General features: G+C 71.2%; 27 protein-coding genes and 1 riboswitch. Of the genes, 12 read left to right on the top strand and 15 right to left on the bottom strand.

The annotated features are described in order from the left end of the window. The 6 genes from BM424_RS17955 to BM424_RS17930 form a co-directional block, all read left to right on the top strand. On the top strand, positions 1–445 hold a 445-nt coding region (locus BM424_RS17955; protein ID WP_281248781.1), incomplete at its 5' end, for a transaldolase family protein. A 2-nt stretch (positions 446–447) separates the two neighbouring features. Next, complete coding sequence (locus BM424_RS17950) at positions 448–693, top strand: hypothetical protein (protein ID WP_175548144.1); 246 nt, start codon at positions 448–450, stop codon at positions 691–693. A gap of 30 nt (positions 694–723) precedes the next feature. Next, positions 724–1,581: an AraC family transcriptional regulator gene (locus BM424_RS17945; protein WP_217649739.1), complete on the top strand. Its 858-nt coding sequence runs from the start codon at positions 724–726 to the stop codon at positions 1,579–1,581. Beyond that, positions 1,578–1,985, top strand: a complete 408-nt coding sequence (locus BM424_RS17940) for a VOC family protein (protein WP_245775929.1) — start codon at positions 1,578–1,580, stop codon at positions 1,983–1,985. The genes BM424_RS17945 and BM424_RS17940 overlap by 4 nt, the downstream gene beginning before the upstream one ends. 104 nt (positions 1,986–2,089) lie before the next feature. Next, positions 2,090–2,293: a DUF397 domain-containing protein gene (locus BM424_RS17935; protein WP_093419215.1), complete on the top strand. Its 204-nt coding sequence runs from the start codon at positions 2,090–2,092 to the stop codon at positions 2,291–2,293. A 165-nt stretch (positions 2,294–2,458) separates the two neighbouring features. Next, positions 2,459–2,662: a DUF397 domain-containing protein gene (locus BM424_RS17930; RefSeq protein ID WP_093419384.1), complete on the top strand. Its 204-nt coding sequence runs from the start codon at positions 2,459–2,461 to the stop codon at positions 2,660–2,662. 197 nt (positions 2,663–2,859) lie between these two features. On the opposite strand, the gene BM424_RS17925 is transcribed toward BM424_RS17930, so the two are convergent. Continuing rightward, a complete protein-coding gene (locus BM424_RS17925) occupies positions 2,860–3,447 on the bottom strand; it encodes a MarR family winged helix-turn-helix transcriptional regulator (RefSeq protein ID WP_245775928.1) in 588 nt (195 codons plus the stop codon). A 113-nt stretch (positions 3,448–3,560) separates the two neighbouring features. On the opposite strand from BM424_RS17925, the gene BM424_RS17920 reads away from it, so the two are divergent. Continuing rightward, positions 3,561–5,285, top strand: coding sequence for a chloride channel protein (locus tag BM424_RS17920; RefSeq protein WP_245775927.1), 1,725 nt, complete (start codon positions 3,561–3,563; stop codon positions 5,283–5,285). Positions 5,286–5,427: 142 nt separating this feature from the next. Here the strand turns inward: BM424_RS17920 and BM424_RS17915 are convergent, their stop codons facing one another. From BM424_RS17915 to BM424_RS17890, 6 genes are all read right to left on the bottom strand, one after another. Continuing rightward, positions 5,428–5,775, bottom strand: coding sequence for an iron chaperone (locus BM424_RS17915; protein ID WP_093419379.1), 348 nt, complete (start codon positions 5,773–5,775; stop codon positions 5,428–5,430). Positions 5,776–5,998: 223 nt separating this feature from the next. Further along, entirely contained in the window at positions 5,999–7,561 is a 1,563-nt protein-coding gene (locus tag BM424_RS17910; protein ID WP_245775926.1) for a Vgb family protein, read from the bottom strand. Positions 7,562–7,613: 52 nt separating this feature from the next. Next, positions 7,614–8,621 (bottom strand): Gfo/Idh/MocA family protein, encoded by a 1,008-nt coding sequence (locus tag BM424_RS17905; protein WP_093419211.1) that lies wholly within the window; start codon positions 8,619–8,621, stop codon positions 7,614–7,616. Between the two features lie 42 nt (positions 8,622–8,663). After that, a complete protein-coding gene (locus tag BM424_RS17900; RefSeq protein ID WP_245775925.1) occupies positions 8,664–9,686 on the bottom strand; it encodes a FecCD family ABC transporter permease in 1,023 nt (340 codons plus the stop codon). Further along, the gene (locus BM424_RS17895; RefSeq protein WP_245775924.1) at positions 9,683–10,672 is read right to left on the bottom strand and encodes an ABC transporter substrate-binding protein; all 990 of its coding nucleotides are present in this window, start codon (positions 10,670–10,672) and stop codon (positions 9,683–9,685) included. The genes BM424_RS17900 and BM424_RS17895 overlap by 4 nt, the downstream gene beginning before the upstream one ends. A gap of 65 nt (positions 10,673–10,737) precedes the next feature. Beyond that, positions 10,738–10,915, bottom strand: a riboswitch (cobalamin riboswitch). Between the two features lie 13 nt (positions 10,916–10,928). Beyond that, positions 10,929–11,699 (bottom strand): SDR family NAD(P)-dependent oxidoreductase, encoded by a 771-nt coding sequence (locus BM424_RS17890; RefSeq protein WP_093419210.1) that lies wholly within the window; start codon positions 11,697–11,699, stop codon positions 10,929–10,931. 190 nt (positions 11,700–11,889) lie between these two features. Between BM424_RS17890 and BM424_RS17885 the strand changes: the two genes are divergently transcribed. Together BM424_RS17885 and BM424_RS17880 are read left to right on the top strand one after the other, a co-directional pair. Then, positions 11,890–12,885, top strand: coding sequence for an iron-siderophore ABC transporter substrate-binding protein (locus BM424_RS17885; RefSeq protein WP_093419208.1), 996 nt, complete (start codon positions 11,890–11,892; stop codon positions 12,883–12,885). 26 nt (positions 12,886–12,911) lie between these two features. Next, a complete protein-coding gene (locus BM424_RS17880; protein ID WP_093419207.1) occupies positions 12,912–13,517 on the top strand; it encodes an MSMEG_1061 family FMN-dependent PPOX-type flavoprotein in 606 nt (201 codons plus the stop codon). 269 nt (positions 13,518–13,786) lie between these two features. Here the strand turns inward: BM424_RS17880 and BM424_RS17875 are convergent, their stop codons facing one another. The 4 genes from BM424_RS17875 to BM424_RS17860 form a co-directional block, all read right to left on the bottom strand. Continuing rightward, entirely contained in the window at positions 13,787–14,989 is a 1,203-nt protein-coding gene (locus BM424_RS17875; RefSeq protein ID WP_093419205.1) for an MFS transporter, read from the bottom strand. Positions 14,990–15,072: 83 nt separating this feature from the next. Further along, positions 15,073–16,098, bottom strand: a complete 1,026-nt coding sequence (locus BM424_RS17870) for an NAD(P)-dependent alcohol dehydrogenase (protein ID WP_093419203.1) — start codon at positions 16,096–16,098, stop codon at positions 15,073–15,075. Further along, a complete protein-coding gene (locus BM424_RS17865; protein WP_093419201.1) occupies positions 16,095–16,826 on the bottom strand; it encodes a metal-sulfur cluster assembly factor in 732 nt (243 codons plus the stop codon). Before BM424_RS17865 ends, BM424_RS17870 begins: the two co-directional genes overlap by 4 nt. Before the next feature lies 1 nt (position 16,827). Then, positions 16,828–17,826, bottom strand: coding sequence for an amidohydrolase family protein (locus BM424_RS17860; protein ID WP_093419200.1), 999 nt, complete (start codon positions 17,824–17,826; stop codon positions 16,828–16,830). Positions 17,827–18,003: 177 nt separating this feature from the next. Here BM424_RS17860 and BM424_RS17855 point away from each other — a divergent pair, with 177 nt between their 5' ends. The 3 genes from BM424_RS17855 (at position 18,004) to BM424_RS17845 (ending at position 21,416) form a co-directional block, all read left to right on the top strand. Then, positions 18,004–19,467, top strand: a complete 1,464-nt coding sequence (locus BM424_RS17855; protein WP_093419199.1) for an AAA-type ATPase lid domain-containing protein — start codon at positions 18,004–18,006, stop codon at positions 19,465–19,467. Between the two features lie 84 nt (positions 19,468–19,551). Beyond that, positions 19,552–20,553 (top strand): zinc-dependent alcohol dehydrogenase, encoded by a 1,002-nt coding sequence (locus BM424_RS17850; RefSeq protein ID WP_093419198.1) that lies wholly within the window; start codon positions 19,552–19,554, stop codon positions 20,551–20,553. Between the two features lie 17 nt (positions 20,554–20,570). After that, complete coding sequence (locus tag BM424_RS17845; RefSeq protein WP_342742627.1) at positions 20,571–21,416, top strand: SMP-30/gluconolactonase/LRE family protein; 846 nt, start codon at positions 20,571–20,573, stop codon at positions 21,414–21,416. 361 nt (positions 21,417–21,777) lie between these two features. Here the strand turns inward: BM424_RS17845 and BM424_RS17840 are convergent, their stop codons facing one another. The 4 genes from BM424_RS17840 to BM424_RS17825 all read right to left on the bottom strand — a co-directional run bounded on the left by BM424_RS17840 (position 21,778) and on the right by BM424_RS17825 (position 25,462). Beyond that, entirely contained in the window at positions 21,778–22,554 is a 777-nt protein-coding gene (locus tag BM424_RS17840) for an NPP1 family protein (RefSeq protein ID WP_093419197.1), read from the bottom strand. Positions 22,555–22,735: 181 nt separating this feature from the next. After that, positions 22,736–23,938, bottom strand: a complete 1,203-nt coding sequence (locus tag BM424_RS17835) for a cytochrome P450 family protein (protein WP_093419196.1) — start codon at positions 23,936–23,938, stop codon at positions 22,736–22,738. Between the two features lie 82 nt (positions 23,939–24,020). Further along, positions 24,021–24,473: an NUDIX domain-containing protein gene (locus BM424_RS17830; protein ID WP_093419194.1), complete on the bottom strand. Its 453-nt coding sequence runs from the start codon at positions 24,471–24,473 to the stop codon at positions 24,021–24,023. Positions 24,474–24,583: 110 nt separating this feature from the next. Then, positions 24,584–25,462, bottom strand: coding sequence for a PDR/VanB family oxidoreductase (locus BM424_RS17825; protein WP_093419188.1), 879 nt, complete (start codon positions 25,460–25,462; stop codon positions 24,584–24,586). Positions 25,463–25,470 lie beyond the last annotated feature (8 nt).

Here is a 25,470-nt window from a genome sequence, read left to right as displayed (position 1 = left end):
GGGCCACCCGCTGCGGGGCAAGGCCGCGATCGCCAACGCCCGGCTGGCCTACGCCGCCTACCAGGAGGTCTTCTCGACCGAGCGGTGGAACGCCCTGAAGGCCGAGGGTGCTCGGGCGCAGCGTCCGCTGTGGGCCTCGACCGGGGTCAAGGACAAGTCCTACTCCGACACCCGCTACGTCGACGAGCTCGCGGCGCCGAACACGGTCAACACGATGCCGGAGTCGACGCTGCAGGCCACGGCCGATCACGCCGACGTGCGCGGTGACCTGGTCACCGGCACCGCGGCCGAGTCGCAGCAGGTCTTCGACGACCTGGCCGCGGCGGGCATCGACCTCGACGACGTGTTCAAGGTCCTCGAGACCGAGGGCGTCGACAAGTTCGAGAAGTCCTGGACCGAACTCCTCGACACCGTCGGCCAACGCCTGACCCGCGAAGGAGGGTGAGCATGCCCGAGACCACGCCGACCCCGAACGAGACCGAACCCGACCCGCAGGAGCTGGAGGACCCGGCGAACCTGCAGTCGGCCGAGGACCTCGACGAGGACGAGCTCGGCACCGACCCGCTGGAGCGCGGCGTCGAACCACCGGAGGGCTGGTCGGCGACCGCCCGGGAACGGCCGACGCCGCGCGAGGAGCGCGAGGGCCGCACCCTCGACGAGCGCATCGCCGAAGAACGCCCGGAGACCGACTGAGGTGTCGGTGCCGAGTGGATGATGGTCGGCGTGGACGCGGGGGAGTGGCGTTTCGTCGAGGGCGGCCGGGTGCTGCCCGGCGCCGTGGTGTCCGCGGTCGGCTACACCTCGCGGCTCGAACGCCCGGTGCAGCACCTCGGCCTGCCCTCGCCCGCCCTGACGGTGGTGCTGACCTTCGACGAGCCGGTGATCTCCGGTTTCCGCCCGACCGGTGAGGACGCCGAGACCGCGCACCTGGTGCTCGGCGGCCTGCACACCAGCCCGGCTTACATCGCCCAGCCGCGCGCGCAGAGCGGCATCCAGCTCGCGGTCCGGCCGCTGGCGCTGCGCCGGATGTTCGGCGTTCCCGCCGGGGAGCTGGCCGACCGGGCCGTTGACGCGCGGGACGTGCTCGGTCCGGGCGTGGAGGATCTGCGGCAGCGGCTCGCCGAACTCGGCGGGTGGCCGGAGCGGTTCGCGGCGCTGGCGGAGTACCTGCGGGCGGCGGCTTCCGAGGTGCGCTCGGAGCCTCGGCCGGAGGTGGCCGAGGCGTGGAAGTGGATCGCCTGGCATCGCGGAACCGGCTCGATGAGCGCCCTGGCGGGGCACGTCCACCTCGGCGAACGGCAGCTGACGACGCTGTTCCGCGCCGAGCTCGGCATGTCGCCCAAGGCCGTGTCCCGGCTGATGCGCTTCGAGCACGCCCGCCAGCGCATCGCCCGCGCGGTCCGCGAGGACGTCGCCCCGGAGCTGTCGGCGGTGGCGCAGGCGTGCGGCTACTACGACCACTCGCACCTGGTCCGCGACTTCCGCCAGTACGCGGGAACGAGCCCGAGCCGCTGGATCGGGGCGGAGCTCCGAAACATCCAAGCCGGGGCCGGTCAACCGGCGGAAGAATTCCCGGCATGACGATGACGAACACAGCGCCCGCCCCCACGGTGTGGGCCACCCTCCAAGCCAACGACGCACCTGCGCTCATCGATTTCCTGGTGAACACCTTCGGTTTCATCAAGACCGCCGCGTACGCCGACGGAGATCAGGTCGCCCACGCCCAGCTCGACTGGCCCGAAGGCGGCGGCATCATGCTCGGCTCCTACAAGCCCGACCAGGAGTGGTCCCGCCGACCCGGCACCGCCGGCATGTACGTGGTGACCGCCGATCCCGACGCCCTCTACGCGAAGGTCCGCGCAGCGGGCGCCGACATCTTCCGGCCCATCACCGACCAGGACTACGGCAACCGCGAATTCGGCGTCAGGGACCCGGAGGGCAACCTCTGGTCCTTCGGCCACTACCGCGGCGAACCCCACCCATGATCACTCGCCCTTCGATACCCTGCGGATGGTTGCAGCATCGGACCGAGCCACGGTCAAGATGCTGGCTCGGAGGCTCAAAGAACTTACCTAGTGGAGTGGTGAGCATGGCCCAGTCGGAGCCGGTCACTGGTTGGCGGAAGTCCAGCCGCAGCCAGGGAGCGGAAACCTGCGTCGAGGTCGGCCGCCTCCCCGGCTCCGGCGCAGCGGTCCGCGACACGAAGGACCGGGCCACGGGCTACTTCGCGACGACGAGCTCGCAGTGGAGTGCCTTCCTCACTGCGCTCAAGGCGGGCCGTTTCGACAAGTAGTTCTCTGAACGGGGCCGGATATCCACTGGGGAAGTTCCGCATCCGTCTGGACGAACCGCTACGTGGCCGCCTTCGATAGCCTGCGGATGGTCGCAGCATCCGACCGGGTGACCGTGAAGATGCTCGATCGCAGGATCAAGGAGCTGACCTAACGGAGTGGTGATCATGGCCCCGACCTCGCCCATCTCGAACTGGCGCAAGTCGAGCTTCAGTCAGGGGGCTGAGAACTGCGTCGAGGTCGGGCGCGTTGCGGACTCCGGAGCGGCGGTGCGCGACACCAAGGACCGGGCCGCGGGTCACTTCACGACGACGGTCCCGCAGTGGGCGCACTTCATCACCGCCCTCAAATCCGGTCGCTTCGACCGCTGACCTCCGAACTCGAAAACGCCCCTCCGGGGGCGTTTTTTGTGCTCGCTGCCTTCTCCCGGAGGGTGCGTTTCTCGCCAGGGGACAGTTTTAGTGAAAACTGTCGGGGTCTGGTGCCCGATTTATCCGGACAGTTTTCACTAAAACTGCCCCCTGGTGACGTTGCGGCCTCGCGGAAACCCGTTGCGGGCGCCTGGGGTTCAGAGCGGGGTGGTGGCCGCTGCTGCGGTGAAGTGGGTGAAGGCTTCGATCGCGGCTTCGCGGGTGGCCGGGTCGAGGCGGTCGAGGACTTCGGCGAGCAGGGTGCGGCGCTGGTGGTTGACGCGGGCGACGATCTCGCGGCCGCCCGCGGTGGGGGCGAGGAGGGTTTCCCGCTTGTTGAGCGGGTTCCGGGCGCGTTGCACCAGGTCGAGCTGGACGAGGCGGTCGCAGGCGCGGGTGGCCGACGACGGGTTCATCGCCAGCTCCTCGGCGACCCGGCCCATGATCACCGGGGGCGAGTGCTCGGCGATGATCACCAGCGCGCGGAACTGCGTGAGGGTCAGCTGCCCGGTGACCTCGGCGACCGTCGCGTCCGCGATCCGGACCATCGCGCGCATCGTCGCCAGCGCCTCGTCGGCCCCGCTGCGATCAACGTCATCGCGATTGACACCGCTGCGATCGGCCTGGTCGCGCTCGGCGGGCTCAGGCTCAACTCCGCCGCGATCAACACCGCCGCGAGCGGTCGCGTCGTGGTGGGCGCCGCGGTCGTCGCGACCGTTTTGTGCGGTGTGCGAGTTCTCGTCCATCGGACGCGATCCTACCGACCGGGCAGGTCCGGGCACATTTGCGTGCCGCAAACGAGGTGACTCCCAGCACTCGCCCCTTCCGCCTCAACTGTCCCCGAAACTACTGTTGCGTCATGCAAATGAAGGCGTCACACCTGGGAGATTTCACGCTGAGACCGCGAGCCCTGCTGATCGCCGCGCTCGCGATACCCGTCGGAATCGCGTCCTCGCTGACCGCCTACCTGCTGCTCAAGCTGATCGGGCTGATCACCAACCTGGTCTTCTACCAACGCCTGGACACCGAGCTCGTCGCTCCGGGCGCCCAGCACCATCCGTGGTGGCTGATCCTCTCCGCGCCGATCGTCGGCGGGCTGATCATCGGTCTGATGGCCCGCTACGGCTCGGAGAAGATCCGCGGTCACGGCATGCCCGAGGCGCTCGAAGCGATCGTGGCCAAGCAGAGCCGGGTGCAGCCGCGGGTCGCGGTCCTCAAGCCGGTCTCCTCAGCGGTCGCGCTGGGCACGGGCGGACCGTTCGGCGCCGAGGGGCCGATCATCATGACCGGCGGGGCGGTCGGCTCGGTCATCGCCCAGCTGCTCAAGCTCAGCTCCAACGAGCGCAAGGCGCTGCTGGTCGCCGGCGCCGCCGGTGGGATGGCCGCGGTGTTCAACGCCCCGCTGGCCTCGATCCTGCTGGCCGTGGAGCTGCTGCTGTTCGAGTGGAAGCCGCGCAGCTTCATCCCTGTGACGCTGTCGGTCGTGGTGAGCACGAGCATCCGCGGGTTCCTGCTCGGGACCGCGCCGCTGTTCCCGGTCGACGTCGCGGTCGCGCCCAGCACGAGCGCGACCGCCCTGGCGGCGATCACCGGCGTCACCGGCGGGCTGTTCGCGGTGGTGGTGACCTGGCTGGTCTACCGCTCGGAGGACGCCTTCGCCAAGCTGCCGTTCCACTGGATGTGGTGGCCGGCGCTCGGCGGTGTGATCATCGGGATCGGCGGGCTCATCGAGCCGCGCGCGCTCGGCGTCGGCTACGAGGTCATCGAGGCGATGCTCACCGGGCACGCCACCGTCGCCCTGATCTTCGGGATCCTCACCGTCAAGACCCTCATCTGGGGCCTGTCGATCGGCTCGGGAACCTCAGCGGGCGTGCTGGCCCCGGTGTTCCTGCTCGGCTCCGCGCTGGGCGCCGCCGAAGGGCTCGTGCTGCCGGAGGTGTTCCCGGGGTTCTGGGCGATGTGCGGGCTGGCCGCGGTGGTCGGCGGGGTGATGCGCTGCCCGCTGACCGGCATCGTGTTCACCATGGAGCTCACCCAGGCCTGGGACTGCCTGGTGCCGCTCACGGTCGCCTCGGTGGTCGCCTACGGCGTGTCGGCGCTGATTCTCAAGCGCTCGATCCTCACCGAGAAGCTGGCCCGCCGGAAGCTGCACCTGACCCGCGAGTACAGCACCGACCCGCTGGAAGCCCTCTTCGTGCACGAGGTCATGTCGCCGGAACCGGCGGTGCTCGCCGCGGACGCGGTGCTGGCCGACGTGCGCGGCACGACCCGGCACGGCGAGCTCTACCCGGTGGTCGACGGCACGCGGCTGATCGGCACGACCACGCACGAGGCGCTGACCGCCTGCCCCGGAGAGGTCGTGGCCGAGGCGGCGACGGCGGTCTCGGCGGTGATCCACCCGGACGACACGCTCAGGACGGTCGCCGAACTCCTCGCGGTCCTCGACACCACGCACCTGCCGGTCGTCGACCGCGACGACCCGACGCGGGTGCGCGGCGTGGTCGGTCTGACCCAGCTGCTGCGCGCCCGCAAGCGCGGCCACCACGAGGAGCACCACCGCCAGCGCTACCTCGCCACCACCTGAGTTCCCACTTGCTGTCGAAAACCCCGGTTTTCACGCCGCGAAAACCGGGGTTTTCGACACTAGGTGTCAGTGCGGGGTTTCTGCGGAAGTTGGCGGTGCCGCCAGGTGGGACGTTTCGGCAAGTAGTTCGTCCCCGGGACGTTCAGAGTCCGAGGTCGTTGCGAGACGCCTGGGCGAGGATTCGGACGAGCGCGTTCGGGATGGGCTTGCGCGGGGAGAAGGTGACCCCGGTCTTGCTGGCCTTGAGGCCGGCGGCGGCGATGTCATCGGCCAGCGCCGTGATGGCGCCGGGCGAGAGGTAGAGCCCGCACTGGCGACTGAACGCGGCGTAACCGGCAACGATCGAACCGCTCACCTCGAACCCGGGCATGTTGTACTTCACGACCTCCTCAGCCTCCGGAAGCGCACCCGCGAGCTGAGTCCGCACCTGCTCCAGAAGCGGCCTGAGCTCCTCCGAAGCCCCGGCGATGTAAACGTCGTGCTCAGACATCACGTCGATTCCCCTCGATAACGAGCCCGCGCCCTCCGCTCAAGCCTCCCGGACGAGCGGATGCCCACCCTCTCCACTGTGACCCTCCCGAAGGGTGCGTTGCTCACCAGGGGACAGTTTTTGCCCTAATTACCCATGATCGATGTCCGTTTTGTCTGGACAGTTCTGGCAAAAACTGTCCCCTGGTGACGTTGCAGCCTTTCCGGAGCCCAGTGCGGGTGGATCAGCGCGGGGTGAGGAGTTGGACCGTGCCTTCTCCGTTGGCGGCGAGGAGGAGGTTGCCGTCCGGGGTGGTGGCCAGGCCTGCGAAGGGGCGGGGGCGGGCCGGCGGGAACAGGGTGGGAGCCGGGTCTTCGCGGTGCAGGCCCGGTGGGAGGCCGACGGGTAGAGACGTGGCTTCGGTGCGGGTGTCGCCGGTGGTGAGGGTGATGGCCAGCAGGCTCCGGGTGCCGACCTCGACGACGTAGAGGGTGTCGCCGTGGACGGCGATGCCCTGGGGTTGGTCGAGTCCGTCCACGATGGACTCCCCGTCGTCCAGGCGGACGACGGCGCCCAGGTCCTCGTCGGTGGCGTAGCGGTGGCCGTCGGTGTCGACCGCGACGTCCACCGGGCGCGGGAGTTCGGCGACGGTCGTGAGCGCGTCGTCGGCGTCGAGGTGGATCACGCGGCCCGCGCCGGTCTCGGCCACCAGCAGCCCGTCGTCGACGACGGCGATGCCGGTCGGCTCGGACAGGCCCTTCGCGCGCAGCCGGACCTCGCGGGTCGCGGGGTCGAAGGTCCGGACGTCGCCGTGCATCGAGGTGATGTGCACGAGCCCGCCCGCGGCCGCGACGCCGTGGTGCGCGCCGCCGGTGACCGGCTGGATCAGGTCCCCGGTCAGCAGGTCCCCGTCGGCCAGGCGGAAGTGGTCGCCCGCGTAGACCCGGCCCGCCTCGTCGGCGGTCACGCCGAACGGGCCGTGCAGGCCGCGGCCGACGACGGTCCGGGTGCCCAGCGCGTCGACCCGGGTGACCCCGCCGCTGCCGAAGCTGGAGACCAGCATCCGGTTCTCCCGGTCGAACGCCGCGTTGTCCATCCCGGCCACCCCGGTCTCGAAGACGCTGCGCCGCCCGGTGTCCGGGTCGATGCGGGTCACGATGCCCGCGACACCGCGGGAGAGCACGATCAGCGCGCCGTCGTGGTCGAAGCGCACCGCCACCGGCTCGTGCACGTCGGCGGCGACCTCCTGCGGCGCACCGCCTTCGGGCGAGACGCGCCAGACCTGGCCGGTCATCATGTGCGGGTAGTACAGCGAGCCGTCCGGGCCCTGCTGCATCGCGTTGCCCATCGCCAGGTCCTCGGCCAGCACGATCACCTCGCCGGTCTCCGGCAGCAGCTCCACCACCCGGCCGCCGGGCCGCATCTCGTTGACGAACAACCGGTCGCCGACGCAGGTGATGCCGTTGGGCACCCGAACGTCCTCGGTCAGCAGCGTGAACTCGCCGTCGGGGGAGCGGCGCCACACCCGCTGCGGGGTGATGTCGGCGATGTACATCGAGCCGTCGGCGCCGAAGGCCAGGTCGTCGGGCGCCTGCACCGGCCCGTCGGCCGGGACCACGACCTCCACCGACCCGGTGGCGACGTCGACGGCGCTGATCTGCCCGGCCAGGAACTGCGCCACGTACAGCCGCCCGTCCGGGCCGAAGGTGAGGCCGTTGGAACCCCACAGCGGGCTCGGCTCGGAGAGCCGGCGCATCCGCCACCGGTCGCTGGCCGGGGTGCCGAAACCGGTGAAACGCGTGGGCACGATGCAGCTCCTCGGGTTAAGTCGACTGACTTAACCACGGTACCCGAGCTGATCAGGACGGAACGGCGCCCCGCTGCCGGACCCGCACCGCGACGCCCTGGATCGCCTCGACCAGCCGGGCCGTCTCCCGCGCGGCCCGCAGCCACGGCCGCTCGACCTCCGCCGACGGGCCCTCGCGCACGGCGGTGGCGAACGAGGCGAACGACTCCCGGAACTGGTGCGCGGCGTCGAGGACGAACTCCTCGGCGTGGTCCTGCTCCTCCACCCGCAGCAGCGGCCGGTGCTCGGCGGGCGGGGTGAACGCGCGCTCCAGGCTCAGCTGCGCCGCGTCGCCCCACAGTGCGTAGCGCGAGCGGTAGCTGTGCTGGAAGCCGAACTCCAGATCGGCGAACACGCCGTTCTCCGACACCAGCAGCGCGTGCCCGGCCATGTCCACACCGGTGTCCGCGTCGACCCGCAGCGTCGCGCCCGCGACGGTGAGCCCGTCGCCGAGCATCAGCTGCGCGGCCCGGATCGGGTACACCCCGACGTCGAGCAGACTCCCGGCGCCCAGCTCGGGGTCGTAGCGGATGTCGCCGGGCTTCGGCGACGGGATGCCGAACGCCGAGCTGAAGGTGCGCAGCCGGCCCAGCCGTCCGCGAGTGACGAGCTCGCGCACCACGTGGTGCTGCGGATGGTGCAGGAACGCGAAGTTCTCCCGCAGCACCAGCCCGCGCTCGTCGGCCAACGCCACCAGCGCGTCGGTGCGCTCGGCCGAGACCGTCATCGGCTTCTCGCACAGCACGTGCTTTCCCGCCCGCAGCGCGCGTTCCGCCCACTCGAAGTGCAGCGAGTTCGGCAGCGACAGGTAGATCGCGTCCACCTCGGGCGAGTCGATCAGCTGCTGGTAGGTCATCGCGGTGCCGCCGTGCTCGGCGGCGAAGCGCTCGGCCCGCTCCGGCGTGCGGCTGGCCACGCCGGTGATCTCGGACCCGTGGATCTCGTGCAGCGCGGGCAGGGCCCGCCGCTCAGCGATCGCGGAGCAGCCGAGCACGCCCCATCGCACTCTGTTCGCCTCCATCGTCCGCAGCCTAGGGGACGACGGTGAGGACGCGCGGGACGCTCACGAGGTTCGGCCGCGCCGGGCGAGCAGGATCGCGAAGGCCGGGACGCCCACCAGCGCGGTCATCACCCCGACCGGCACCTCCTGCGGTGCGGCGACGGTCGTGGCGAGCACGTCCACCCACACCAGCAGGATCGCGCCCAGCACGGCGGTGACCGGCAGCAGCGCGCGGTGACGCGGTCCCACGACGAGCTTGGCGGCCTGCGGCAGGACCAGGCCGACGAACCCGATCGCCCCGGCCGCGGCCACCAGGGTGGCGGCCAGCAGCGCGGTGACCACCAGCAGCACGATCCGCAACCGGGCGACGTTGACGCCCAGCGCCGCCGCCGTGTCGCGGCCCAGCGCGAAGGCGTCCAGCGAGCCCGCCCGGGCCAGGCACACCAGCAGGCACACCGCGCACACGACGCCCGACACGGCCACGTCGTTCCAGCGCGCGCCCGACAACGACCCCAGCAGCCAGAACAGCACGCCCCGGGTCTGCTCGGCGTCGGCGGAGGTGATCACCACGAACGAGGTCAGCGCCGAGAACAGCTGCGTCCCGGCCACTCCCGCCAGCACCAGGTGCGTGGTGGTCCCGCCCGCCAGCGAACCCAGCGTCATCACCAGCGCGAACGCCACCAGCGCCCCGGCGAAGGCGCCCGCGGTGAGCCCGATCGCGCCCGCGCCGAGCCCGAGGATCACCACCAGCACCGCACCGGTCGAGGCCCCGGCCGACACGCCCAGCAGGAACGGGTCGGCCAGCGGGTTGCGCAGCAACGACTGCAGCACCGCCCCGCACGTCCCGAGACCGGCGCCGCAGATCGCGGCCAGCACCGCGCGCGGCAACCGCAGCTGCCACACGATGCCCTGCCCGATCCGCGACACGTCGGTCTCGCCGAGCCCCAACCGCGCGCCCACGACCCCGGCCACGTCGCCGACCGACAGGGGAGCGGGACCGAGCGTGACCGCCACCGCGATCGACAGCAGCAGCGCCGGAATCCCGGCCAGCACGAGCAGCGGAGCGCGCAGCCGACCGGTCCTCACCGGCGCTCCAGCTCGGCGAGCCGGTCGGCCAGCCGCTCGATGCCGGTGATGGTGCGCAGGCTGATGTTCATCTCGGTGCCGGTCATCGGCATCCACGCGCCCTCGGCCACCGCGGGCAGCCGCGACATCGCCGGATCGGTGCGCAGGAACTCCTGCTTGGCGGCCAGCGAATCGCCCTCGCCGTCGCGGGTGAGGTCGCCCAGCACCAGCAGGTCCGGCTCGCGGGCCAGCACGTCCTCCCACGACACCTGCGGCCACATCGAGGTCACGTCGTCGTAGGCGTTGCGCACCCCGAGGGCGCGGGTCATGATCGCCGGGGATCCCGTGGAGCCCGCCACGTAAGGGGATTCGGTGCGGGCGAACCAGAACAGCACCGACGTGTCGGGCGCGGCAACGGCTTTGGCGCGGGCGGCGGCGACGCGCTGCTGCAGCTGCGCCACCAGCGCCTCACCGCGATCGGCGACGTCGAAGATCGCCGCGATCTCGCGGACCTCGCGGTAGATGTCGTCGAGCTCGACCGGCTCGCTCAGCGGCGCCTCTTCCGGCTGGCAGTTGGAGGGCGAGAGGTAGGTCGGCACGCCGAGCTCGGCGAAGCGCTCGCGGGAGGCCACGCCCTCGTCGGTGAACACCGCCCGGTAGGCGCCCAGCACCGCGTCGGGCTCGGTGGCCAGCACCGACTCGAACGACGGGTTGTTGTCGGACAACCGGGGAACCCGGGCGTTGTCGGCGGCCAGCGCCGGATCGACCGGGTCGGTCCAGGTCGCGGTGCCCACCATCCGGTCGGCCAGGCCGAGCGAGAGCATGATCTCGGTGGTCGACTGGTTCAGGCTCACCGCCCGCTTCGGCGGCTCGGACACCGCCACCTCGGTGTCGCAGTTGGGGATCCGCACCCGAGGCGGAGCGGATTCGGTGGCGGGTGCGGAGCAGGCGGCGAGAGCGGCGGCGCAGAGCAGCATCGAGCTCGCGCGCGTCCAGAGTCGGAACACGTCGTGCGGAAATCCTCACCCCGGGCCCATGCGCGAGACCCGGTCGGCCGATTCCCGGAACCGGGTGCGGCTCCGGGGAGCCGGCAGGTCTTCGGGCTCGGGCTCCACCGGGCGAACCGCCTTCCCGGATCCGTGATCCAGTGGCTCGGGTTCGCCCGTCACCCCTACCGCTGCGCGTCAGCTCCGGCTTCCGACCGGATTCCCTCACGGCCACACGTGGCGACCGGCTCGTGATCGAGTCTAACGGGTTGGCCCGCTACTGGTGCGTGCCGCCGTCGACGCGGATCTCGGTGCCGGTGATGAACGCGCCGTCGTCGGAGGCGAGCATCGCCACCACGCCCGCGACGTGCTCCGGCGGGGCGAAGCCGCTGCCCAGGGCGGGGGAGAGCTTGGTGAACAGGTCCCAGTCGGTGTCGGCGGGCAGCTTGTCGGCGGTGGTTTCGGTGATGCCGCTGCGGATGCCGCCCGGCACCAGCGACACCGCGCGCAAGCCCTGCTTGGCGTACTCGAGGGCGATGGCGTGGGTGAACGACTGGATGCCGCCCTTGCTGGCCGCGTAGGCCGCCATGTACGGGTGGGCGAAGTTCGCCGAGGTCGAGCTGAAGTTGATCACCACGCCGCCGCCGGTGGCCAGCAGCGCCGGTAAGGCGGCGCGGGTGACCAGGAAGGTGCCGGTGAGGTTGACCGCCAGGATCCGGTTCCACAGCTCCAGCGAGCACTCGTGGGTGTGCGCGGCCTGCAGCGTTCCGGCCGCGTTGACCAGCACGTCCAGTCCGCCGAGCTGCTCGGCGCAGGCCGGGACGGTGAAGTCGACGTCGTCCTCGGAGGCGATGTCCAGCGGCAGCGTGCCCAGCCGGTCGCAGGTGCCGGCCTCGGCCGCGAGCCGGGTCGTCTCCTTCAGGCCCGTCTCGTCGATGTCGGTGGTGAGCACCCGGGCGCCCTCGTCGAGCATCCGCAGCACGCTCGCCCGCCCGATCCCCGACGCTCCACCCGTGACGAGCACGCGCTTGCCGTTGAGCCTGTCCATCTCGCGTCCTTCCGCAGCCCCCGACCGTCGTCAGGGTCAACGCGCGAGCGGCCGGGAAGTTGCTCATGGCTCGGGCCGTCCGGATCGGACGAATGTGACCAACGTCGGTGACGCTGGGTAGGGGGTGGCCTGGACGTCCCACTGAGGCTTGGTTAAGTTAGGCGCACCTAAGTACGAATGAGGTGTGGACATGCGCTGGATGCGAACCCTGGGACTGATCATGGTGGTCCTGCTGGGAATCGCCCTGACCGGTTGCGGCGCAGCCGGTCCCGAGGAGGAGCAGCCCTCGGCGGGATCGGCGGGCGGTCAGTTCCCGGTCACCATCAAGACCGCGTTCGGTGACGTCACCGTTCCCGAGCGCCCCCAGCGCGTCGTCGCGCTCGGGTGGGGCGACGCCGAAACGGCGCTGAGCCTGGGCGTGCAACCGGTCGGCGCCGCCGACTGGCTGCCCGTCGGCGGCGACGGCGTCCCGCCGTGGATCCCCGCCGACAAGCGCTACACCACGCCGCCGAAGATGCTCGGCACCATGGAGGTCGACATGGAGAGCGTCGCCGCTCTGCAGCCCGACCTCATCCTCGACACCCGCGCCAGCGGCGACAAGGAGCGCTACAACCTGCTCAACCGGCTCGGCGTGCCGGTCGTGAGCATCCCCGAGGGCGGCGAGTCCTACCTGACCACCTGGGACCAGCAGCTCGACATGGTCGGCAAGGCGCTCGGCAAGCAGGCCGAGGCCGCCCAGCAGAAGGCCGACCTGGAGGCCAAGTTCCAGCAGGCCGCCGCGGCGCACCCGCAGTGGGCGGGCAAGACCGTCGCGGTCGGCGCGAAGATGGTCGGTTCCTACGGCGCCTACGTCAACGGCGGTTCCCGCCTGGAGTTCCTGCAGCGCTTGGGCTTCCGCCAGTCGCCCGCCGTGCAGCAGGTGGCCGGGAAGGACTTCTTCGTCAACGTCTCCCCGGAGCGGATGGACCTGTTCAACGCCGATCTGACGATGATGTTCCCGATCGGGCTCGCGGCCTCCGAGATCGACCGCGACCAGCACTTCCAGTCGGTGCCCTCGGTCCGCGACGGCCGCGCGGTGGTGCTGCACGACGAGCAGGCCACCCAGGCGTTCTCGGCGGGCACCGCGGCCGGCATGTCCTACGCGGTGGACAAGGTCGTCCCGCTCATCGAGCAGGCCCAGCGCTGATCCCGACCGGTTGAGGAGAACGACGCGTGCCCTCGTGGAACCCGGCTGAGGCCGAGCACGTCACCTCGGCAGCGCAGCTCCGCGAGATCGTCGAACCGCCGTTCCCGGAGATCGCCGAGAAGGTGATCTCCGGGATCGACGGCGTCAGCCGCCGCTTCATCGAGGAGTCGCGGCTGTTCCTCGTGGCCACCACCGGCGCCGACGGCAGGATGGACGTCTCGCCGCGCGGCGACACCGCCCGCAGCGTCGTCGTCTTCGACGACGGCAAGACGCTGGCCTACGCCGAACGCCCCGGCAACCGGCGGATGGACGGCCTGCACAACCTGCTGGAGAACCCGCAGGTGGGGATGCTGTTCATGATCCCCGGCGTCACCCACGTCCTGCGCGTCAAAGGCACGGCCGCGATCGTCCGCTCGGCCCCGTTCATGGCCGACCTCGCCCTCAAGGGCACACCCCCGGAGCTGGCGGTCGTGGTCACCGTCGAGGAGCTGTTCGTCCACTGCGGCCGAGCCCTCCTCAAGTCCGGCCTCTGGCGCCCCCACACCTGGCCCGAAGGCGACCACCCCGGAGTCATGGCCTTGTACGAATCCCAGCAGGCCTTCAAAACCGACCCGCCCCAGCCCACGCCCTGACCTCGCCGGTCCCGCGTGGGCGTGGCGGCGCATTGGGCAGTTTTAGCCATAATCGCGCTTGATCAATGTCCGTTATGTCCGGACAGTTATGGCTAAAACTGCCCCACTGCCCACCGCCTCGGCGACCGCCGGCCGACCGCGGAGACCTGCTGATCACCCCGCTGAAAATTCCGTTCCCGTGAACGACCCCATCGCGCAAAAACCCCGGTTTTCGCGCGATGAAAACCGGGGTTTTCGACACCGGGCCGGGAAAGTCGCAGGTGGGGTGGTTATGCGGGGGCTCGTTCGGGTGAGCGGGGTGGTGCGGTGGGCACCAGCGGGACCGCTAGGAGGGCGCAGCAGCCCGCGACCGCGAAGGCGATCGGGTAGCCGGCGGCGGCGATGACCGCGCCCATGATCGGCGGGACCGCGGTGGCCGTGAGGGACTGGCCGGTGTTCTGGGCGCCCATGGCGCGGCCGCTCCAGTGCGGACCGGCGATCTCGGCGACCGCGGTGAAGGCCAGGCCGTTGTGGGCGACCGCGATGATCGAGGCCACGACCATGAACGTCAGGGCCAGCGGGGTGCCCGACAGGGCCGCCAGCCCGCCCATCGCGATCGCCGAACCGAAGGCGAAGTAGCGGATCGGCCGCACCCGGCTGCCGATCCGGTCCGACCAGATCCCGGCGCCGACCCGGCTCAGCGCGCTGCACAGCTGCGAGACGCCGACCAGCGCGCTGGCCGCCGCGGTGGTCCAGTGCTGCGTGGCGATCAACCACACCAGCATGTAGGTCCAGGCGGTCTGCTGCGGCACGGTCAGCGCGATCGACACGGCGTGGATCCGCAGCAGCCGCCGGTCGCCGCGGTAGGGGTTGTCGCTGTGGCCGTCGCGCCGGGCCTCGGCCACCGACGGCCTCGGCGGGTCCGCGATCACCACCGCCACCAGCACCGCGGCCAGCGCGCACACCCCGGCGACGGTGAACATCGTGACCGTCAGCCCCCGGGCCTCGACGAGGTTGGGCACCAGCACGGCCGTTAGGCCCACGCCCAGCGGTTGCGCGGTCTGCCGGATGCCCATCGCCATGCCGCGCCGGTGCGGCGGGAACCAGCCCGAGACCACCCGGCCGCTGGCCGAATTCGAGCTCGCCCCGGCCGCGCCGCCGGCGAACAGCAGCACCGCCAGCCACACCAGCGACCCGGCCAGCGCGGCCGCCGCGGCGCTGACCGCAAGCATGCTCAGCCCGATCAGCAGCGAGATCCGCTCGCCGATGCGGTCGACGATCGCGCCCCAGATGATCAGCGTGCACATCGTCCCGGCCAGCGGGGCCGCGGCGATCAGGCCCGCCTGCGACAGCGACAGGCCGCGCTCGAAGTGCAGGTTCGGGATCAGCGCCGGGGCGGCGTTGGTGAACACCGTCGCCGCGAGCTGCGCGAACATCGAGATCGCCAGCATCAGCCAGCGGTTCGGGGTGCGCGTGAGCGTCGAACCGAGCATGGTCCAGACCGTAGACCATTAGCGAGGGAAACGATCTGGTTCCGGGGAGGTGTGCTCGGGCACACCTCCCCGGAAACCCCGGCTCAGGGGGTGAGGATCGCCCGGCCCCGGATGAGGCCGGCGTCGAGGTCGTCCAGGGCGTCCTGGAACCGCTCCAGCGGGTACTTGGCGGTGTGCAACCGGACCTTGTCCTGAGCGGCCAGCACCATCAGCTCGCACAGGTCGTTGTAGGAACCGACCAGGTTGCCGATGAAGTTGATCTCGGCCGAGATGATGTCGATCGTCGGCACGTCGATGTTCTCGCCGTAGCCGACCACGTGGTAATCCCCGGCGCGGCGCAGCATCCGCACGCCCTCGGAGGTCGCGCCGCCCTCACCGACGAAGTCGATGACGGTCTCCGCGCCGTGGCCGCCGGTGAGCTCCAGCACCTGCTCCACGTGCGTGCCGTCGGCGACCACGCCGTGATCGGCCCCGATGTCGGCCGCCAGCTTCACCGCCTCCGGGTTGCGGTCCAGCACCACCAGCTCCGCCGGCGAGATCGCCTTGAGCACCTGGATGCCGATGTGGCCGAGCCCGCCCGCGCCGATCACCACGCACCGGTCGCCCGGACGCAGCGCGCGGGCCGCCTTGGCCGCCGCGTGGTAAGCGGTCAGACCCGCGTCGGCCAGCGCCGCGACGTCGGCCGGCTCCAGCGAGTCGTCGATGCGCACCACGCTGCGCGCCGAGGTCTTGAGGTAGTCGGCGTAGCCGCCCGCGGTGTCGATACCGGGGAACAGCGACCGCTCGCAGTGCACGTCGTCGCCGAACCGGCACGCCCGGCACAGCCCGCAGGTCACCAGCGGGTGCACGATCACCTTGTCGCCCTCGGCGACGTTGCTGACCGCGCTGCCCACCGCGTGCACCCAGCCCGCGTTCTCGTGGCCGATCGTGTAAGGCAGCTCCACGCCGGACTTCTCGGCCCACTGCCCCTCGAGGATGTGGATGTCGGTGCGGCACACCCCGGCGCCGCCGATCTTGACCACCACGTCGTAGGGCCCGGTCGGCTCCGGGACCGGAACCTCGGTCAACCGCATCGGTTCGTGGTAGCCGACGACCTGCACTGCTCTCATGACGCTCGTCCTTCCGACGACATCGCTCGCGGCGTCTGGTCCGCCGCGGAATCGGGGTAGCGGGTGCGCAGCAACCCGCGGCAGAAGTGGGAGTTGCCCTCCACCGAGATGCGCGTCGCGCGGGCGAAGCGCAGCCGGAACGGCACCTGCTCCGGAGAGCACGGCCGTCCCTCGTCGTCCACCAGCACCAGCTCATCGGGCCCGGTGCCGAACCCGACCGCCGCGCGGCGGTTCAGCAGCGACCGGGTGGCCGCCTCGTCGGGCAGATCGGCGACGGTGATCGCGTGCAGATCGGCCTCGGCCAGCTCCGGCCGGTCCTTGAGCAGCCTGGTCAGGACCCGCTCCATCGCCGCCGCGTGGGCCTTGCGGCGGAACGTCGCCCGCAGCTGCTCCAGGTCCTCGTCGGCCTCGCCCGGGAACGTGTCGCGGTACCCGGCGTCGGTGGCCAGACCGGTGTTGATCAGCGCCGAGTCGTGGTGGTCGTCGAGCTCGACGACCACGCCCGTCACACCCGGCAGCGCGCGGAGCACGTCCTTGGCGTCCGAGGCCATCAGGTAGGCGAAGTTCGGTGCGCAGAACGAGGTCGGCAGCCGCAGGTGCAGCTCGACCGCGCCGTCCTCGCTCACCTCCAGCGAGCGCACGAAGCCCAGATCCGTCACCGGCTCGTCCAGCTCCGGATCGATGACCTGGTGCAGCGCCTCCCACGCGGCGGTGCGCAGCTCGGCCATCTCAGACACCCGCCTTCTCGGCCACGTCCAGCTCCGCCGGAACCTCGATGCCGTACATGCGGGCGGCGTTGAGACCGAGGATCTTGCGCTTCTGATCGGTGGTCAGCGGCGCGTACTCGGTCATGTCCTCCGGGATCTGGAAGTCCACGAACCGCTCGATCAGCCACTTCGGCGTCCAGATCGCGTAGTCGCTGGAGAACTGGATGCGGTCCTCGTCCAGCCAGTACAGCAGCTCGCCGATGATCTGGGCGAAGTAGCGCGGCCGGGAGTGGATGAACGGCATCGCCACCGCCAGCCCCGCGTGCACGTTGGGCTCCTGCACGGCGATCCAGCAGAAGTCCTCCAGCCGCGGCAGACCGCAGTGCTCCACCACGAAGTTCAGGTCGGTGAACTCGGTGGCGACCTTGTCCACGTCGGCCACGTCGAAGGCGTCGCGGTCCAGCGGCCGGATCGTCGGGCCCTTGTGGATGTGGATGTTGCGCACGCCCAGCTCCTGGCAGGCCTCCAGGTACTTGTAGCACCACGGGTCGTCGAGCTTGTAGCCGCGCGAATCACCCTGCCACTCGGCGGTGTAGAGCTTCACGCCCTTCAGCCCGAAGCGCTCGGCGTCGCGCTTGAGCTGGTCCAGACCGGCCTGCTCGAAACGCGGGTCGAAGCAGTGGTTGTAGGTCAGCTTGTCCGGATACCGCTGGGCCAGCGCGAAAGCCTCCTCGGTCTGGCCGAAACCGTTGCCGTAGAAGGCGCTCAGCAGCGCGGGCTGGAAGATCGCGTGGTCGACGTAGCCGTCGGTGAACAGGTCCTTCATCAGCCGCTCGCCGCCCTGGTACAGGAAGTCCTCGTACGGCCAGACCTCGGACTCCGGGCTGAGGTTGCGGTGGTAGTCGTAGAAGCAGTCGATGAACTGCTTGCCGTGGATGTTGCGCTGGTTGGCGGCACGGGCGTCCCAGAGCGCGACGTGCGCGTCCACGATGAAGTAGTCCTCGCCGTCCTTGCTGTACATGTGCGTCCTCCGCTACGTGGCAGCTGTGGCACGTTCGGGAGGGAACGGTAGGAGCGATCGGGCCCGCCGACGGCGCCGTCGTGTCTCACTTTGAGACAGCGTGACCGGCCTGGACGCTTGCTCCCGGTGCTTACCCTGGGTCCACCGGCGCAACGACGCGTCACCTGGAGGTTTGAGATGCACCTGCACCTGAGTGCGCCCGACTCCGCCTGCCCCACCTCGGTCACGCCCCGGCTGCGCGCCTCCTGGCGGCGCAGCGCCCGCTACGGGCTCAGCGCGGACGAGATGCGTCCGGTCTTCACCGGATCGGTGGACACCGGATCGCTGCTCTACGAGTGCGGCACCGCCGTGCTGCGCGGGTTGCAGGCCACGCTGGCCAACGAGCCGGTCAGCATGATGATCACCGACCCGGACGGGCTGGTGCTCAGCCGGATCTGCGAGGACGGCACGATCAACCGCTCGCTGGACCGGGTGCACCTCGCGCCCGGCTTCTACTTCGCCGAGCAGAACGCCGGCACCAACGGGCTCGGCCTGGCCCTGGCCGACCGGGCGCCCTCGCTGGTGCGCGCCGAGGAGCACTACTGCGCCGGACTGCGCGGCTACACCTGCGCCGCCGCTCCGGTGCTGGACCCGGTCAGCGGCGCGGTCGCGGGCAGCGTCAACCTCACCACCTGGTCGGATTCGGCCTCCGAGCTGCTGCTGGCGCTGGCCCAGTCGGCGGCGGGCAACACGACCGCGCTGATGCTGGCCCGCGGTGCCGGGCGCAGTGCGCACCCGATGCCGCGCGGCGAGGTCTTCCGCGTCTACGCCGACCGGATGAGCGCTCCCGAGGCCTCGGTGCTCACGCCCGGCTGGCGCAACGGCTTCGCCGAGGCGCGCTCGGCGTTCCGCAGCGGCCGGGCCGTCGCCGTCGTCGGTGAGGCCGGGACCGGCAAGACGGCGCTGGCCTCGCTGGCGCGTCGGGAACTGCGGCGCGAGCGGGTGCTCAGCGTCCGGCCGCCCGCGCCCGACGACGCCGAGGCGTGGCTGGAGCTGTGGGCGCCGGAACTCGGCAAGGACAGCACCTGCGTGATCATCTCCGGGGTGGACCGGCTGCCCGCGTGGGTCACCGGCGAGCTCGCCGGGCTGCTGGAGCAGGTCCGCGCGGACGAGGGGATGGCGCCCTACGTGCTCACCGCCTCCTCGGCCGACGAGGTGCCCGAGGAGCTGCGGCGGCTCGTCGACACCGTCGTGGAGGTGCCCGCGCTGCGGTTCCGGCCCGACGACATCCAGCCCCTCGCACGGCACTTCGCCCGGCAGCGGCGGCGTCGCGACGTGGAGTTCACCCCGGTGGCGATGCGCACGCTCACCGCCTACGACTGGCCGGAGAACGTCCGGCAGCTGCGCCAGGTCGTCCGCGAGGCGGCGGGGCGCACCGACCTGATCGACCTCAACCACCTGCCGCCGGAGGTGTTCACCGGGCCGGGGCGGCCGCTGACCCGGCTGGAGTCGGTGGAGCGCGACGAGATCATCCGCTGCCTCACCGAACCCGGCACCACCGTCGGTGAGGCCGCCCGGGAGCTCGGCGTCAGCAGAGCCACGATCTACCGGAAGATGGCGCAGTACCGCATCACGATCCCCGACCGAGCGGCCCGCGCCTGAGGCAGGAGAGGTACTGGACAGCGGGGGTTCGGTTGGGGAGGCTTCTCGCCGGAAACCATGATCGACGAAGGGGCCGGGGCGAGGATGGGTCGCGCAGTCCAGATCGAGGAACCCGGGGCGCTGCACGTCCTCGGGGCCGAGGCGACGCCTCCCGGGCGCGGTGAGGCGCTGGTGGAGGTGGCCTGGTCCGGGATCTGCGGGTCCGACCTGGAGGTCTTCCACGGGACCCGGCCCGCCGAGTTCGTGCGGTACCCCGTCGTCCCCGGGCACGAGTGGTCCGGGACCGTGGTGCGGGTCGGACCCGACGTGGACCCCGGCCTGGTCGGGCGCAAGGTCGTCGGCGAGGGCTTCCGGAACTGCGGCCGGTGCACCGCCTGCCGCGAAGGCGACACCAGCCTGTGCTCGGCGGGCTATGACGAAACCGGGTTCACCCAGCCCGGGGCGTGGGCCGACCACCTGCGGCTGCCCGCCCGGCTGCTGCACCCGCTGCCCGACGAGTCCGACCTGCGCGCCGCCGCGTTGCTGGAACCCGCCGCCTGCATGGCCTCGGCCGTGCTCAAGGCCGACCTGCAGGTGGGGGAGAGCGCCGCGGTCATCGGCGGCGGCACCCTCGGCCTGCTCGCCACCCAGCTGCTCGCCGCCGCCGGAGCCGGGCACCTCGTGGTCGTCGACCCCCGCGCCGACCGGGCCGAACCGGCGAAAGCCTGCGGCGCCACCGACTTCCGCGCACCGGACGAGATCGACGGCGGCTTCGACGTCGTCCTGGAGGCCGCCGGAGCCTCCGGGACCGGTCGGCTCGCGGTGCGCTCCACCCGGCGCGGCGGCCGCACCGTGCTCACCGGCATCGCCCCCGAGGAGCACGAGCCGCTCGCCCCGGCTGACCTCGTCGGCGCCGCGGTCACCGTGCACACCGTGTTCGGCGCGTCCTCGCGCGCCTGGGCGCACGCGGTCCGCGCGTTCGCGACCGGGCATCTCGACCCGGCGCCGCTGATCACCCACGAGTTCGTCCTGGAGGACGCCGAACAGGCGCTGCGCACCCTGGCCGACCGGTCGGTGCCCACCGGCAAGGTGCTGCTGCACCCGTGAGACAGGGAGGTTCACCCGTGCTGGACCAGGTCACCGGCCCGCTGGCCGCCCACGGAGAAGGACCGGTGTGGTACCCGCGCTGGCCCGGGCTGCGCTGGGTGGACATGCTCGTCGGCGACGTGCTCACCCTCGACGGGACCGGCGAGGTGCGCCGCGACCACGTCGGTTCGGTCGCCGCCGCGCTGCGCCCGCGCGAATCCGGCGGCGCGGTGCTGGCGCTGGAACGCGGGTTCGCGCTGGCCGACGACGCGCTGCAGGACGTCCGGCCGATGCCGGAGCTGTGGAGCGGCGACGAGGTCCGGATGAACGAGGGCGGCTGCGGCCCGGACGGTGCCTTCTACTGCGGATCGATGGCCTACGCCGAAACACCGGGCGCCGGAACGCTCTACCGCCTCGACCCGCAGGGCCGCGTCGAACCCGTGGTGCGCGAGGTCAGCATCTCCAACGGTCTCATGTGGACCGAGGACGGCACCCGCGCCTACTACGCCGACACGCCCACTCAGCGGGTCGACGTCTTCGACTTCGAAGGCGGAGAGCTCGTCGGCCGCAGGCCCTTCGCCCGCATCGACCCGGCCGACGGTTCCCCGGACGGGCTCACCGTCGACGCCGAAGGCGGGGTGTGGGTCGCCCTCTGGGGCGGCGGCGCCGTCCGCCACTACACCCCCGACGGGGCGCTGGCCGAGATCATCGAGGTCCCGGCCCCGAAGGTCACCGCGTGCACCTTCGGCGGCGAGAACCTCGACCACCTCTACATCACCACGTCCCAGGTCGACACCGACCTGGATACCCACCCCGGCGCCGGTGCCCTCTACGTCACCACCCCCGGGGTCCAAGGCCTCCCCGTCCGCACCTACCAGGGGTGACGCAGTTTTCATGAAAACTGTCCCCCACCCCAAACCCCACCACACCGGGGGATTGGTGGTGGGGACGCACAGTTTTCATGAAAACTTCCCACCCCCACCAAACCCGAGACGGCCTCGGAAACGTGGGATCTCCCGTGGTGAGAGAGTTTTTCGTGACATCCTCACGTTCACATCGGTGACAGTTTTCATGAAAACTGTGCGTCCCCCGAAACCCAAGGTCGACCTGGGGTTTGGGGTGGGGGTGGTGACAGTTTTCATGAAAACTGTCACCCGTCCACCAACGGGGGACCCACATCCGATGGGACCCACGTCTTCGACGTGGGGGGAAGTTTTCATGAAAACTTCCCCACCCACCACGGGATCAGGCGTTGGGGTCGAAGGGGATTCCCTCGGGTTTGGCCTTCTCGAGGTTGCCGGCGAAGGCGTCGTCCTTGATGGCGAGGCTGGCGCTGCCGTAGTCGGCCGAGGTGAGCGCGTCGCGCAGTCCGGTGTCGGGCCAGTTGTCCCAGCTCACCAGAGCCGGGTACTGCCAGGTTCCGTAGTGGTTCTCCGGGGCCTCGTCGGCACCGGCGAGGCGGAAGCAGTGGGTGCCGATGCCGTCCTTGTGGTAGACGACCTTGGCGTGCGTGCCCTCCCACTGGACCTGGTCGGCCGGGTAGGTCGAGTAGTCGCCGTGCGCGGAGGTCGAGACGTACTTGGCCTCGTCGTTCTCCACCCACACCACGACGTGCTCCAGGTCGTGGCGGTGCCCGCCGAGCCCGCTGCCGTCGACGGCCTGGTCCTTCTCGAAGTACAGGTCGTAGACGTAGGCGCACCACCCGTTGTTGCACTTCTCGCGCGAGTACGAGTTGGTGTTGTCCAGGTCCGACTGGTCGTGGCAGCTGCCGTTGACCGCGCCGGTGGTGTCCAGGCCGGGCGCGATCGTGCCGTCGGAACCGATGGCCGGGGTCGGGTAGCAGCCGTCGCCGTCGTAGTCGAACGCGGGCTGGAACTTCGCGTCGGCCTCGGCGGCGCTGACCGGCAGCGCGGCGGGCGGATCGGCGGCCGCGATCCCCGGCGGTAACATCAGCAGCAGGGCTCCCGCTCCGGCGACGCCGGTCGCGAGCCTCCCGGCCCGCTTTCGGTCCACTGTGGTCATGAGGCGACCGCTCCTCTCGATGTCCGCGAAACTGAATCGATCATAGGTCCAGCGCGGTTCCCGACAGGAGAACCCGAATTGAACAGAATTGGACCAGACGGCACCTGACCTGCGATGTTCCCAGTTTCACCAGGAAGTCCGGCGCCGCTGGCGAATTCACGCCGCAGCTGTGGGAACAGCGCTACAACCGAACCGGGAGCCGTTGCGCGGAGTTGCTGAACAACGACGGCACCGGCAGCAGCTCATCGGAGGCCAGGGCCAGCTCCGGGTACCGAGCGAACAACGCCGACACCGCCTCCACGGCCTCCAACCGCGCCAGGTGCGCACCGAGGCAGAAGTGCGGTCCACCGCCGAAGGCCAGGTGCCGCTGGGGGTTTCGGGTGAGGTCGAAGCGCTCGGCGCCGGGACCGTGCTGCGCCGGGTCGCGGCCGACACCGCTGTAGGGCGCGATGATGGCCTCACCGCGCGGGATCGTCACCCCGGCGAGGGTGATGTCCTCCAGCGGGTAGCGCGCGAGGAAATTCCCGATCGGCGCGTCCCACCGCAGCGTCTCCTCCACGGCCTCCGCCCACGCCCCGGCGCGGGCGAGCTCCAGCTGGTCGGGGTGGGTGAGCAGCGCGCGGGTGGTGTTGAGGATCAGCGACAGCGTCGTCTCGTGCCCGGCGGTGAGCAGCAGCCACAGCGTGTCGACGAGCTCCTCGGCGGTCAACGCCTCCGCGTCCGCCTCGCCGGCGGCCAGCAGCGCGCTGGTCAGGTCGTCGCCGGGGGAGCTGCGGCGCAGGTCGACGAGCCGGTTGAGCAGCCGGAGCCGGTCGCGCTGCGTCGAGAGCACCTCCTCCGGCGTGGTGTTGGTGCGGAAGATGCTGTCGACGAGCGTCCGCAGCTCGGCCCGCCACGGCACCGGCACGCCGACGAGCTCGCAGATGACGTTCATCGGCACCGGGTAGGCGAAGTGCGGACGCAGGTCCACCACGCCCGCGGTGGCCTGCCGGGGCAGGTCGTCGAGCAGGTCGGCGACGATGCGCTGCACCCGCGGCCGCAGGTCCTCGACCCGGCCCCGGGTGAACGCCCGCGTCACCAGGCGACGCAGACGCTGGTGCTCGGTGCCGTCGGCGGTGACCATGTTCGTCACCTTCACCATGCCGATCAGCGGCCAGTCGTCGCTGATCTCGCCCTGGCGCACCGCGGTCCAGTTCCGCCAGTCCTTGCTCACCCGCGGATCGGCGACGAGCTCGGCCAGCGCGGCGTGCTCGGTGACCGCCCACGCGCGCACCCCACCCGGCAGCAGCACCCGGATCACCGTGCCGGCCGCGCGCATCCGCGCGGCCTCGCCGTGGTGATCGGCGGCCAACGGGTCGAGCTCGATCAGCGGAACCTCGGACATCGTCGTCCTCCAGGCGGTCGCGACGGGTCCGACTCATCCTCGGGCGGCGGGACCCCGCTGTCGAGCACTGTTCGGGTGACCCCTACAGGTGTCCGGGGCCTCGCAGCGCGTGGCGGTGGATGAGGTCGCGGTCCTCCGGGCTGATCGGGTGGGTGTCGCGGGCGTTCGTCCAGGTGTAGGCGTCGTGCTCGGACAGTCGCACCCGCTCGCCGGTGACGGTCACCGACCAGGTGTGCTGCCGGACGTAGCGGCCCTTGCGGTTGACGTAGTCGAAAGCGGCCAGGTAGCGGGTGAATCCGGTGACGGCCAGCCCGGTCTCCTCGTGGACCTCGCGGCGCAGCGCGGCCAGCAGGTCGCGGTCGTGCGGCTCGACCTTTCCGCCGGGCATCTCCCACACGCCGCCCCGGTGCTCGTGCTCCGGGCGGCGCAGCATCAACGCCCGGTCCGCGCGCACGATGAGCGCGCGGACCACCTGCTGGCCGACGCCGTCGGCGGTGTCCCGGGCGACGAGTTCGGCGAGTTGTGCACTGTTCATCGAGACGCGGCCCCCTCAGTCCGTGCGGCTCAGCCCTCAGTTTGGCGGCACGACGCCGAAAACGCCCCCCGATGCCGGAAACCCGTCACGACCGGGTTATCCCCACCCGATCACAGGTCCAGCACCAGGCGGTCGGTCACCGATCGGGACACGCAGGGGTAGAGGCGGCCGTCGGCGGGGCCGATGTCGTCGCGGTGCTCCGGTTCGCCGTCGAGGTAGCGGAGCTCGCAGCTGCCGCACACGCCCTCGCGGCAGCCGGAGGGCACCGGCAGGCCGGCGATGCGCAGCGCCTCCAACAGCGTGTCGCCGGGTTCGACCGGGACGGTCCTGCCCGAGCGCGCGCAGACCGCCTCGAACGCGGTGTTCGGCGGGAAGGTCCTGGTGCGCGGCCGGAAGCGCTCCACGTGCAGCCGCTCGGCCGGGAACACCTCCTCGGCCTCGGCCAGCATCGACTCCGGCCCGCAGCAGTACACCACCGCCTCCGGTGCGAGCTCGGCCGCGAGAGCGGGCAGGTCCGGGCGCTCGAACCGGACCCGGTCGCCGTGCTCGCGGCGCAGCTCCTCGGCGAAGGGCAGCGACCGTCCCGAGTGGACCAGCCGCACCTCGGATCCCGATGCCGCGGCGGCGTGGAGCATCGGCAGGATCGGGGTGATGCCGATACCACCCGCCACGAACAGGTGCGCGGGCGCCGGTACCAGCGGGAAGGTGTTGCGCGGCAAGGAGATGCTCACGGTCCGGCCGGGCCGCAGGTGGTCGTGGACGTACTCCGAGCCGCCCCGGCTGAGCCGCTCGCGGCGCACCGCGATCCGGTAGTCCGGGCTGCCCGGGTCGCCGCACAGCGAGAACTGCCGGGTCAGCCAGTTCGGCAGCGTCAGGTCGATGTGCGCGCCCGGCTCCCACCCGGCCAGCGGCCCGTCGGCGCCGCGCAGGGTCAGCGCCAGGACGCCGTCGGCGATGGGGGAGATGTCGTCGATGAGTGCCTTCTGCACTGGTGCCT

The organism is Saccharopolyspora flava, assembly GCF_900116135.1.
In the GTDB taxonomy this organism is placed as follows: Bacteria; Actinomycetota; Actinomycetes; order Mycobacteriales; family Pseudonocardiaceae; genus Saccharopolyspora; species Saccharopolyspora flava.
This window is presented reverse-complemented; position numbering and strand designations above follow the sequence as displayed.